At 35.0% G+C, this 12017-nt stretch carries 7 protein-coding genes, 9 tRNA genes and 2 pseudogenes; 4 read left to right on the top strand and 14 right to left on the bottom strand.

The annotated features are described in order from the left end of the window. Positions 1-978 precede the first annotated feature (978 nt). Together MMB68_RS25715 and ltrA are read right to left on the bottom strand one after the other, a co-directional pair. Positions 979-1083, bottom strand: a pseudogene (locus tag MMB68_RS25715) (YjcZ family sporulation protein); the annotation flags it as partial. 837 nt (positions 1084-1920) lie between these two features. Beyond that, a pseudogene (ltrA, locus tag MMB68_RS25710) lies at positions 1921-3570 on the bottom strand (group II intron reverse transcriptase/maturase). An 880-nt stretch (positions 3571-4450) separates the two neighbouring features. Here ltrA and MMB68_RS25705 point away from each other — a divergent pair. From MMB68_RS25705 to MMB68_RS25690, 4 genes are all read left to right on the top strand, one after another. Then, positions 4451-5131, top strand: a complete 681-nt coding sequence (locus MMB68_RS25705) for a hypothetical protein (protein WP_277549551.1) — start codon at positions 4451-4453, stop codon at positions 5129-5131. A 789-nt stretch (positions 5132-5920) separates the two neighbouring features. Then, positions 5921-6034, top strand: coding sequence for a YjcZ family sporulation protein (locus tag MMB68_RS25700; RefSeq protein WP_277549550.1), 114 nt, complete (start codon positions 5921-5923; stop codon positions 6032-6034). A gap of 386 nt (positions 6035-6420) precedes the next feature. Then, positions 6421-6666 carry a hypothetical protein gene (locus MMB68_RS25695; protein WP_269872048.1) on the top strand — a complete coding sequence of 82 codons (246 nt, stop codon included), beginning with the start codon at positions 6421-6423 and terminating at the stop codon, positions 6664-6666. A 953-nt stretch (positions 6667-7619) separates the two neighbouring features. Beyond that, entirely contained in the window at positions 7620-8087 is a 468-nt protein-coding gene (locus MMB68_RS25690; protein ID WP_277549549.1) for a spore coat protein, read from the top strand. A 225-nt stretch (positions 8088-8312) separates the two neighbouring features. Here MMB68_RS25690 and MMB68_RS25685 read toward each other — a convergent pair whose 3' ends face one another. From MMB68_RS25685 to MMB68_RS25630, 12 genes are all read right to left on the bottom strand, one after another. Then, entirely contained in the window at positions 8313-8642 is a 330-nt protein-coding gene (locus tag MMB68_RS25685; RefSeq protein WP_277549548.1) for an SPW repeat domain-containing protein, read from the bottom strand. Between the two features lie 324 nt (positions 8643-8966). Continuing rightward, the gene (locus tag MMB68_RS25680) at positions 8967-9452 is read right to left on the bottom strand and encodes a hypothetical protein (RefSeq protein WP_277549547.1); all 486 of its coding nucleotides are present in this window, start codon (positions 9450-9452) and stop codon (positions 8967-8969) included. A gap of 179 nt (positions 9453-9631) precedes the next feature. Beyond that, positions 9632-10516, bottom strand: coding sequence for a YheC/YheD family protein (locus MMB68_RS25675; RefSeq protein ID WP_277549546.1), 885 nt, complete (start codon positions 10514-10516; stop codon positions 9632-9634). Between the two features lie 694 nt (positions 10517-11210). Beyond that, a tRNA-Glu gene (locus tag MMB68_RS25670) sits at positions 11211-11282 on the bottom strand. A gap of 3 nt (positions 11283-11285) precedes the next feature. Next, positions 11286-11360, bottom strand: a tRNA-Asn gene (locus MMB68_RS25665). Between the two features lie 3 nt (positions 11361-11363). Further along, positions 11364-11440: transfer RNA gene (locus MMB68_RS25660), tRNA-Ile, on the bottom strand. 6 nt (positions 11441-11446) lie between these two features. Next, positions 11447-11520: transfer RNA gene (locus MMB68_RS25655), tRNA-Gly, on the bottom strand. Between the two features lie 14 nt (positions 11521-11534). Next, positions 11535-11610, bottom strand: a tRNA-Asp gene (locus MMB68_RS25650). 11 nt (positions 11611-11621) lie between these two features. After that, positions 11622-11714, bottom strand: a tRNA-Ser gene (locus MMB68_RS25645). Between the two features lie 10 nt (positions 11715-11724). Beyond that, positions 11725-11800, bottom strand: a tRNA-Ala gene (locus tag MMB68_RS25640). Positions 11801-11810: 10 nt separating this feature from the next. Next, positions 11811-11887, bottom strand: a tRNA-Pro gene (locus tag MMB68_RS25635). Positions 11888-11891: 4 nt separating this feature from the next. Beyond that, positions 11892-11968 (bottom strand) — tRNA-Arg (locus MMB68_RS25630). Between the last annotated feature and the right edge of the window lie 49 nt (positions 11969-12017).

Below are 12017 nucleotides of genomic sequence, written 5' to 3'. Positions count from 1 at the left end.
AATTCATATACATAGGGGAGTGATAATCATAAATCAGAATAAACATGCGAATCCCGTTATAGGGATCTGTGTATCTAACCTGAAACCAGTGTTCCAAAGACTAGTAGAGAAAAGACTCGAACAATATGCCAATGATATTACCCTTATAAAATTCTATCTCATTACATTGAATCCCCTTCTCAGTAAGGGCTACCTTTAATACATACCCATTATTAAGATCACAGACAATGCGTTGCCAACCATTACCAATCTTTTTGTATTTCAACTGTAACATTTCTTTAGCTGCGTTAGCCCTTTGACTTTTACTGCCATTCTTATAATGATTAATTTCTGATAGCCATAAATTAATAGATTGTATCTCCCAATTAGACAAAAAAAGACTCAACCTTAATTCTCCCCCCTCTCTTTTCTGTTTCTAAACTCATAGTTTATGCAATAGAAGAATGCCTTGACAGGGTGTTTGTATAAGAAAACAAGAATTATAAGCCTAATTTTTCTAAAGAAAAAACATTCCAACATATAATTTAATAATGGAATCTTTAAAATTTATTTACCATAAAACATATTTTTGGAAGTGAAAAAAGGCCATGTTCTCACTTAAAGAACATGACTAGGAAAGAGAGTAACCTGCAGGTATACCCTATATAATATGTAAATTGATAATAGCTTGTACTAAATAAATACCCTATTTTTTATATTAACGAATAAAATTAGGCATCTCGAGCAAACTACTTAAGATGATGTGAATCATCGCTCCGTATAAAAGCAAATAAAAGCAGAAAACCCTATTGTTCAGGAGCAGTAGGGTTTTCTACTTTTGGGCTGTATATGATATACAAAGTTAGTTAACATAATGGATTTTATCGGCAATTTCTATGTATAAACAGTAAAGATAAATAAAAAAGCTAGCATGAAGCTAACTTTTTAAAATAGGAAATAAGGCTAAATAATAATTAAAATAAAAACGACCTTTAATTATTAGCAACCACCACCAAAGCCTCCTCCAAAACAAGAAGCGCCAATAATAATTAATAAAATGAATAGTACAACGATTAAAGCAAAGCCGCCACCAAAGCCTCCTCCACCATAGCCGTAACCGCCGCCATAACCACAGCCACCGTAACCTCCAAAGCCCATATTTCCACCCCCTACATGCTTAATACTTTTAAGATATGTATAAAAAGTAAAAATGCTCGCCTATACTCTGCATTGGTAGAAATAATAGGATTTTTGTAGATATATATAAACCCTTTAGATTACTTTACATAGAATGAATGAACCATCCCATTGAATCCCAGTAAATCAGTTACCCTCCCTAACGGATTTGCAGTTGTTAAAAAAAAGAGAAACTCCCTACCGCCTGGGAGTTTCTCTTTTTTTTTAGATATATGTCATATATATGTTCAGCTAATATAATGAATTTTATTGGAATTCATTATCTGGAAAGGTTTTAAATATTATTAGAGAAGGCTCTAGGAATGCCACTTCGATAAGCCATCTCTCTTAAAAAAGAAAAAACAATCTGTCTTCTAATACAGATTGTTTTTTCTTTTTTTGACTCTGTAAATTATGAAGGTGAAAAATAAAGTTAAAGGGATTCTAGGTGTGAGACGAAAATTATTCGAACTACATCATATTCCTTTATTTTCCTTTAGGTAACTTGCCTATTGGGAATAAAATTTTACTTTCTGAGCAAACTACACAAGACGCCGTGAGGCATCTACGGACTTTCTTATTCGAATTTTACACAGAAAACTTCCTTAACGCATTGGGGAAGTTTTTCTGTTTTTAGGCTGTATATCGTATACAAGGTTAGTTAAGTCGGGTAGGCAGGCACTCTCACGAACGCCCGCCCCCCTAAGAACCGCACGTGACAGATTTCCCGTCATACGGCTCAAGCCTTCTTTTTATCCGAACAACTTATTTAATACATGGTACATGTACTAATTTAGCCAATTTACCTGTAGAAACCTCTAGGTTTCGCACTGTAACTTTCTCTCCATTTTGTAGAGTCTGCTGACATAATGCACAACGATATCCTTGTTTCCTTGCGAGTTTCATCCTATCTAAAGTATTTTCGCTATTAAAGACCTTACGGTCTCGCTTTTCCCAATAATCTTTTAGATTCGGATCATCTGGGCTGTTCTTGTAGGCTACCATGACATGTCGTTCTATTTTAATCCAAGACATCTTCAACAATTGAACATTAGTAAGTGGACATGTGAGAATCCATTTATTATTTCCGCCATGGTGGGGTTTCTTAAAATAGCGCTTATTAATCCACTTCCAAGACTTCCTTGGATGCAATTGTCTAAGGTGTTTCCTTATTTTCAAGAAGACGTAGTTGTCTATATAGCCAAACGTCTTTTTAGAAACGACATGTTTCCAATACTGTCCGTAACCACGAATAATTGGGTTTAAAACACGTATTAGTTCTTTTACTGGTCGCCCTCGCATCACTGCGAACGTATCTTTTATCTTGCTTTTTGCTTTTCTGATACTGTCTTTACTGGGTTTGATTAATAACTTATTACCTTGTTCCGTTTTGTATTGTCGGAGTGAAAAACCAAGGAAATCAAACCCACTCTCGATATGTGTAACTCTGGTTTTATCTTCACTCAATTTAATTCCTCGCTTTTGTAAGTAAGGATTGAGTTTCTGATACATACTTTCAGCTTGTTCCTTCGTTTCCGTTACGATGACGAAGTCATCTGCGTAAAGAATACGTCCTATTTTACATTTGGGATCGATTTTATATCTTCCATTTGATTTGTGTGTCTTTCTATAGAAGATACCAATCTCTTCTTCCATCCCACATAACGCAATATTGGCCAGAAGAGGGGACACAATACTTCCCTGAGGAGTTCCCTCTGTTGTTTTATGGAGCATATCCTGCTCTATGTATCCCATTTTGAGCCATCTTTTAATAATAGTATTCCCTGAGAATGAAGATGTTTGTTCTACTATCCAATTATGATTAAGATGGTCGAAACATCCTAAGAAGTCTCCTTCAAATACCCACTTTTTCTTACTATTTGTGTTCAGCTTGTTAAAGAGGTTACTTATAGCATCATGTATGCTTCGTTTAGGACGAAAACCGTAGGAAGTGGATTCGAATCTAGCTTCCCATTGCGGTTCCAGTGCGTTCTTTACTACGTTTTGATACACTCGATCTAGTATCGTCGGAATACCGAGAGGTCTTAGCTTCCCATTTTTCTTAGCGATAAACGTTCGTTTCGCTGGCTTTGGGCGATGCTGAAAGACATTATATCTTAACAGTTGTTGATATAGTGTGATACGTTCATTTGGTTTTAAGACCGTATAGCCGTCTACACCAGGTGTTCGCTTTCCGGTATTTTGTTGCGTCACTCTGCGAATAGAGAGTAATAGATTTGCTTTACTCCTAAGGAGTAAACGTTGAAGTTTTCTTACTCTTCTTTATTGATTCTGTTGTTCGGCACGATAAATTCTTTGTCGTAACTTCGTTACATACTTTTGTACAGTATTCCAATCAATAGAGTACCAACCTTTATGCGAGACGTGCGCCGACGCTCGTAGAGAGGTATTCATAACAGCACGCTCCTTTTCGTTAGAAGATAGCCACAAATTTATTTTCGTGTTGAAGACCCATGAGAAGTAGGCGCTCTTTCGAGCCTGTCATTGTCTATAAAGATGACAGTATCCGTCCAGTTATACAATGCTTCTGCTTTCCTGTCCCTTTTCAGGGTAACGGCTTTCGCTTTTTCTCATATCCCATACCCTCTGCCACATCGTTTGACTTTGCAGTCATCCTACTGCTTATGCAGATGACATAGGGCTTACCAAGTTCCACATTCTACAGATACGATAGGGGGAGGTAGGTTCTTTACTCCGGGTAAGATGCGGGACGCATCAGAGTAGCATTATGATTCTACTTTTCCTCTTACCAAGACCCAAGTCAATCTATGCATTATCTTGAGCTAAGAGTAACGAAGCTTACAAACCTTCACTTTCGTTTACCATACCTATCTTCTCCTAGCAGTATTCTGGACCATGCATTTGTCCTCTGTTTCCGCATTTCCTCATGCAACCGACAAACTCGTTACCAAGAATGCCGTTTTGGATGGAGATCATCTCTACGTCTAGATGAGTAGCGTTAGCTACACTGTAAGAAATCGACTTCTTGTCGCACCATAATGTCTCTTTCCGGTACACATGCCAAAAACAACCCCTTGGTGTTCAAGGAGTTGTTTACTTTAACATTTTCTGATTTATGCAGGGTTTTATACATTATTGATTTAACAACATTCCTCTGATGGCCAAACTAAAATTTAATGCATAAAATATCTATTTTTTATACATTAAATTTCTACTAAATAAAAGGAGATAACCAAGGCCTCTCGAATTTGTTTAGATAAAATTGTATCACATAGAAAGCATAAAGATAACATATTAGGAACGGAGGCCAATTATGGATATAAAGCAAGATACAATAAATGCTGAAGAAATGGCCAAACGATTAAATACAACTTCCAGTAATATTAGAAAATGGTGTATTGAATTAGAAAAGCATGGTTATGAGTTTGTAAAAGATAACAGAAAAAAGCGTTACTATTCTGTTACTGATCAAACTTTATTGTCAAACTTAAAATACGCTATTCAAGAGAAAAAACTTCCATTAGAAATAGCTGCAACGACTGTTGTAAAAGGGTTTGATAGGAACCGTTCCTCATCAATCACACAAGAAGAACACTTAAAAAATGAAGGAAATAACCGTGAGCTAACTGTTCAACAAGAACATAATAATCACACAACAGAAATTGTATTAAATACAATGAAAGAACAGTTTGAACAGCAACAGTCCATTAATAATAAATTATTAGAAATGCTAGATCATTATAAAGAAGCTTTGAAAACATCTGAAGAGAAAAGACAGACAGAACAAGAACAGATGAACAAACAATTAAAAGAATTAGAAGAACGTTTGGCAGAAAGAATAAGTAATCAAATTAATAATAGAGATAAAGAAATGATGGACTACATACGCAAATCACAAAAACACAATCAGGAACAGCTATTAGAAATTGCAGCTACAAAAGAAAAGGAAGAAGAACACCATAAAAGCTTTTTTGCTCGTTTATTTGGTAAATAATAATATCATTATAAAAATTAAGTGTTCCTCAATAAGCACATAAGAGGAACAGTAGTTTTAACAGTGATCTTTTGGCCGCCTTAAAGCGGCATTTTAGCCTTTGTGGCTATTTTTAAAATATAAAAAAGATATAAGAAAGCTTTATATATCAAGGGATACAGCGTTTTTCGTAGTTACTGTTTTCGGGAACTACGAAATAAATAAAAAAGCCTTATAAAGGCTTTTTTAAAACAAACGTATAGGCAAATTTTTTATTATTAGTTTTCTCATTGCTTTTTTAAACATTGTTTTCAAAGTTTTATTAACATGATCTTTTGATCCAGAAATCATAATATTTGTTAATATAAAAAATGGGGTATTTATTTAGTACAAGCCACTCTTAAACTACATATTATATATGGTATACCTGCAGGTTACTCTCTTTCCTAGTCATGTTCTTTAAGTGAGAACATGACTTTTTTTACTTGTGAAAATATGTTTTATGTAAAAGAGCTCTGTATATGATATATAACTTAAAAACAGAAAAGCCACTGGCGTATATAAGTGGCTTTTCTGCAATGAAGGTTGTCAACTTAAAAACAAACACAGTGAGGATTCCCACAAGAATACTTCACAGCGTCTTAAGTAGTTTGCCTGATATTATAAGTTTTTAACTCTTTTTTATGAACTAAATAGCCTATTTTAGATCTAAATCCAATCGATACCAGTTGTTTGTACATATAATGCCATAACTTATGTATATATTGAAGCTTTTTCTGTTAGTTAATTATCCAGAAAAGGAGTGTCTATATGTCTAGTTGTGGTGGATTTGGTTCTGGTTTTGCTTTATTAATTGTACTATTTATTCTTCTTGTCATTATCGGATGTAGTTGTCTTGGTGGCGGCTACGGAGGTTTCTGCTAATTCAATAAAAAAGCCTTTCAACTGGAAGGCTTTTTACATAGAACAAATCATTTTAACTTGTTTTATGATAAGGAAATTTCTAAAACATTATAAATACATAAGATATAGCCAGATAATCCATTACTTTATTATATAAGTAAATATCCGTTATTTTTGAATGTATCCCTTACTAATTTAAAAGACCCCTGATTGTGGTCAAGAGCAGGAGTCTTTTATTGTTCATATCATAAAATTTTGAGGATATTGATATGTTAAATGGTAGAAATAGTATAGACTGGCATAACAAATTTTGTATTATGTAAAAAAATTCATGCGATTAAACGTTTGACTTATACCAAATTTCATTTTCTTCATAATATGTATTAAACGTGTTTGGAGGTGATTTTATGCCAAGAGGTCGTACAGGTAACCGTCGTACCAGTAATCGTCGTACTTCTCGTAACCGTTTAGATAATTTTCGAAGAGGGGATCGAATTCAGGTATTTTCTGCGGGAAGACAACTTGATGGAAACGGCATTTTTATTCGTGTAGAAAATGGTTTTTTAATCTGGGAGGATAACTCAGGTAATAGAAATACTACTAGTTTAGAAGTTATTAGCATTCGTAGATTGCGTAGTGGTAACTGTCACTAATTTTTTTGGACGAGCTTTAACCTAATATCAAGAGAAAAGCTCTCTTAGTCAGTAGAGAGCTTTTTGAATTAGTAAGGTTTTTAAAAAGATAGTATAAATAAAAATAGTAAAAAGCTTCTGGACGTTTCATTCGGAAGCCTTTTTATATAGGTGACAATAGTACAAGCCAAAAAACCCTCGAGAAATAAAATATTTTATCTAGAGTAAAAGGAGGGATATATATGTGTTGTTGGAACAATATTTTCTTCTGTAGTTTCTGTGGTTGTAGACGTCGTCGCTGTAACCACAACAATAATTTTGATGGTTGCTCTTGTGGTAGACATAATCATCATAACCACTGTAGCTGCAAGGATAATAAAAATAATCATCACCAAAATCATAATTGTAACTGTAGAAAAAATGGTCATTCAAATTATTAGTTTTATTAAGTTTATAGATAGGAAGGCTTGTTTATACATTTGAACAAGCTTTCTTTTATTAATGATCAGATTTTGGCCCCTGATTTTTGGAGTTTAGTAACTTAGTCTTTGATTTTACCCCGAGGATCTTTTTGGTTTGAAAGACCTTTAAAGCTTTTTTTAGTACATATAGATCACCTTATTGATTTTTAATGGCTTTTTCAATTATAAATAAACGATATTAGGGCCTTCTTTACATTATCCAAAAGAACTTTAGCTGAGCCCTACCGTAAGACTCCTATTTTATAATCTTTTCAGGAGAGCGACATTATGTTAACTGAAAATATATAGTATAAAAGCTTGAAAATAAAAAATCATTATTCTATTTAAAATGTGCTATTGTCCATTATCATTAACCTTCACATCCTTTTATCGCCTGCATATCCTATTATTAGGTATTCCCTACTTTAAAATAGAACATTTTCATTTGGTATTTTTGGTACAAGCTCTTTGTGATTTTTATGTATATAAAAAATTTGAAGGAATGGTGAGTAAATGAGTAAACATAAGGGCAAACACAAGCATCATCATAAGCACCATTATAAACATGATAAGTGGTGTGCTTTAGAATCTTCATATCATCCAATTTTTGGTGATGTCAATCAATTAGCAGCTCAAAAAGCTGGAACTCTTCAGTTTTCTAAAGAAGATATCCTAATCTATGATTCAGAAAATGTAGAAATTAATACGACAGATACAAAAGTAGGATTGTCAATTCAAGCAGCTTTACAAGCAGCTATTGTGGTTATTTTAACTATTTCTTTAGGAAGTAGTACAGAAGCTGATAAGGTAGCGCAAGAACTTTTCCAAAAATCCTCTATTAAACAAATTAATAAGCAACGTACAATTGTTAAAAACTCAAGAAACGTTAAGGTGACAACTACAGACACTGACATCGCAGCTAATATTCAAATTCTTATTCAGCTTTTAGTTGCTCTATTAGTCAAATTAGATATCCTTTGAGCTTAAAAGTACAAGCCTTTGGCTTGTTCCAAAGGCTTGTGTTACTTTTTATGATGTGTTTCATGTCAACTAAAACTCTATATAATATACAGTATATAATTAGAAAAACTCCCAATGTAAATAGGGAGTTTTTCTATAAATTAATGAGATTCTAGATTGGAAATGCTCCTCATTATCTTAAATAGTATGCTTAAACTATGGAATGCTATTCATTTTATGTTTAACCTATAGCTTTGAGTCTGAATTAGTTCCTAAGTTCCATAAGCTAAGTATAATTGTAATTAAACCAAGGGTTACGCTTGACCAAACCTCTCCATTTGTTAATGAATAAATAAATGGGAAAACTACAAACCAGACGCCAGTAATCACTGAAACCCAGTTTTGCCAAGAATTCCAACCAGGTTTGTCAGATCCCCACAATGATACGATAATCTGAATGAGTCCAAAAAATGTACTTAAGGACAAAGCTCCTGATTGATCTCCAAAACCGATAATCCAAGGTGCACTAGTAAACCAGACACCAATTAATGCATTTAAAATACCCCTTGTTTTCATAATTACACCTCCTCAAAGTTTATGAAACCTTTAAAGATTTCATTATTGAATTATATGCTTAGAAATTATTGAAATGAGATTTTATGGTGGTTGATAAAAAAAGAGAAAAACCAATCCATAGTAGGTGGATTGGTTTTTCTCGAAGAGAGACCAGGCTCATAGTCTCTAATTATATTTTATGTTTCTCATTTTGCATTATTACTACCTATAAATTTCAATATGATAGTTTAACATGTATATTATATATATGTTAAAAAACAGAAAAGAGATACTCCTAATTAGATATTTTCCCTGCAAATACTAAAAACACTTCATTTTAATTTCTTATTGTGGTCCAACAGTTTCGTCACAGTCCCCAATAAATGTTTGAGGGGAAATAGGAGCATCAAAAACTGTTTGAAATACAGTACCGTCTTCACCTACTGTCATAATAACGATGGTAGCTATATCTGTTGCTGTATCAATTGTATACGAGAAATCAACAATAAAGTCGCCATCGAGTACATTTCCAGTGGCCTGCGCTGTTCCATCCATTAATGTAGCTATAGTGTTATCGAAACAAGCTATCGTTCCACGTCTTCCCTGTGTGAAATTAATGGTATCCCCATTATTAGCATCAAAATTGATTTCAAAATTATTTACTGCAGGATTACAATTTGGTCCACCGGTAAAACATTGTTCCGCTGAAAAGTTTATCGTCCCAATAAAAGTAGTTTCGTTTCCACTAGGGTCTGTGACTGTAACTGTTGCTGGAGCATCTTGACCTTCAATACCTAATCGAAATTTACACGGACATGGTCCATTACCCATACTATCACTCCTTTTTCTAATTTATATAATTATATGATGCGAACAAGTTTATGTAAGGGCGAATGAATTAATATTTTCATATTATTTGGCCATGTATGTAATTTTATTCTAATAAGACAAAAATAAAAGAGCGACATTCCTCTAAAATAGGTTTGACGCTCTTGATACTAACCGCATTTCTATTCCGAAGCAAGATAAGCCGAGTATTCAATGGGTCTAGTTAGTGAATGATCAAGAACACCTTTTAATGGATGAGGAAGGGAATTCACTTCAAAAATCCATACATATCCGTTTTCATCTATTCCTAAATCAATGCCTAGATCTGCCATATGATGACCGGATTTTTCTAAGCTATGACAAATCTTAAAACCAATATTAACAAGGGTTTCTTCAATCCTAACTTTATCTATATTTTTATTACCAGGGAACATTTTAGTTAAATTTTTTATGGGTTGAGCTGTTAAAACTTTTTGGGTTATATGGCTGTCATTTGAAGCGACACGGAGTAACAAAAGAGAGACTTCCCATTGACCTTGACTATTTTTATTCATATTTAGGCGGATATCAGTGGCTTTTTGATACCAAGTGATAGTTTGAACACTTTGTTGTATGATATAGGTTTTAGAAAGTTTCGGTGAAATCCAATCTTGAAACTTTTCATAGGATTCGAATGAGTTCCTTTCCACACCTTCTTTTTCTCGGTAGGTCACCTCGAATATATCATCTTCTTTCCATTTAACCCTAAAAATACCTCTGCTACCATGGCCATGCCTGTGGTCAACAGGTTTTAAAAAAATATCTTTATGGACAGATAAAAGGTGCTGGAGATTTGTTTGATGTTCCAACTTTTGTGTATATGGAAGGTAAGTGGATAATGCATCATCCTTCCTTAGTATTTCCCAACATTCCCACTTATCAAATATGAAACTATTAAAAACTTTACAGCCCATAAGCAGCTCAATTTTTCTTATAATCCTAGGTTCGACATGACATTGCAAATAGATAACTTTAGGAAGAGGGAATACCCCTTGCATTTCATAAATTTTCCCCCCTTTTTTCTTCAAGGAAATTCCTTTTACTTTACGATTCTTGAAATCCAAGTCGTCTATATAGAATTTTATAAGCGTAATATCATTGGCATATCGTTCAAGTCTTTTCTCTACTAGTCTTTGGAACACTGGTTTTAGGTTAGATACACAGATCCCTATAACGGGATTCGCATGTTTATTCTGATTTATGATTATCACTCCCCCATGTATATGAATTTGTAAAATATTACAACTTTAAATTTAATACGGTTATGTAATATATATGATTAATTGCCTTTATATACTGAATTAATCATAAAATTTCCTCTGTTTACCATAATAAATTTATCTTTTAAACTAAGTACAAGCAACGCTGCAAAATAAATACGTTTTAAGGAAATAAGAGCATATGAGTATTAAGAAATATGAAAAAGAGCCCTCGGAAGAATACGTAAGGAAAATAAGAAAAAAGTAAATAAAGAAAGGGTACTTCATCTGCAAAGGAAGCGCCCTATGTAGAACTTAATATGGACCTTTATTATCAAATGGGTTGCCCGCCAAAATAGGACGGCCTTATCATGAATCAAACTGAAAAATCGTTAATGGGTATCGAAATATTTTAAGTGTGTCCTTTGGTCTAGTACAAGAAGTAAATTATCTTAAACGTGTTGAAGAGGAATGTCAGATACTTAAAAAAAAAGCAGTTTGCATTTGCAAACTGCTTTTAAGATGACCCGTACGGGATTCGAACCCGTGTTACCGCCGTGAAAGGGCGGTGTCTTAACCGCTTGACCAACGGGCCGTATGGCTCCACAGGTAGGACTCGAACCTACGACCGATCGGTTAACAGCCGATAGCTCTACCACTGAGCTACTGTGGAATATGGTGGGCCTAAGTGGACTCGAACCACCGACCTCACGCTTATCAGGCGTGCGCTCTAACCAGCTGAGCTATAGGCCCTTCATTTGGAGCGGGTGATGAGAATCGAACTCACGACATCAGCTTGGAAGGCTGAGGTTTTACCATTAAACTACACCCGCACGTTTTCTTAAAATGGCGGTCCCGACGGGAATCGAACCCGCGATCTCCTGCGTGACAGGCAGGCATGTTAACCGCTACACCACGGGACCCAAATATAAAATGGAGGAGGAAGAGGGATTCGAACCCCCGCGGGCTTTGACACCCCTGTCGGTTTTCAAGACCGATCCCTTCAGCCGGACTTGGGTATTCCTCCGTATATTGTATGGTGGAGCCTAGCGGGATCGAACCGCTGACCTCCTGCGTGCAAGGCAGGCGCTCTCCCAGCTGAGCTAAGGCCCCATGATACTTCTGGTCGGGAAGACAGGATTCGAACCTGCGACCCCTTGGTCCCAAACCAAGTGCTCTACCAAGCTGAGCTACTTCCCGTTCATGGCGCGCCCGAGAGGAGTCGAACCCCTAACCTTTTGATCCGTAGTCAAACGCTCTATCCAATTGAGCTACGGGCGCTTATTAAAATGGTGCCGAGGGCCGGACTTGAACCGGCACGGTAGTCACC

This window comes from Priestia sp. Y58 (assembly GCF_029522095.1).
Classification (GTDB): domain Bacteria; phylum Bacillota; class Bacilli; order Bacillales; family Bacillaceae_H; genus Priestia; species Priestia megaterium_E.
This window is presented reverse-complemented; position numbering and strand designations above follow the sequence as displayed.

Coding starts and splice junctions, on each gene's coding strand:
- MMB68_RS25690 (WP_277549549.1), top strand. CDS start 7,620: ATGAGTAAACATAAGGGCAAACACAAGCATCATCATAAGCACCATTAT.
- MMB68_RS25700 (WP_277549550.1), top strand. CDS start 5,921: ATGTCTAGTTGTGGTGGATTTGGTTCTGGTTTTGCTTTATTAATTGTA.
- MMB68_RS25685 (WP_277549548.1), bottom strand. CDS start 8,642: ATGAAAACAAGGGGTATTTTAAATGCATTAATTGGTGTCTGGTTTACT.
- MMB68_RS25680 (WP_277549547.1), bottom strand. CDS start 9,452: ATGGGTAATGGACCATGTCCGTGTAAATTTCGATTAGGTATTGAAGGT.
- MMB68_RS25695 (WP_269872048.1), top strand. CDS start 6,421: ATGCCAAGAGGTCGTACAGGTAACCGTCGTACCAGTAATCGTCGTACT.
- MMB68_RS25705 (WP_277549551.1), top strand. CDS start 4,451: ATGGATATAAAGCAAGATACAATAAATGCTGAAGAAATGGCCAAACGA.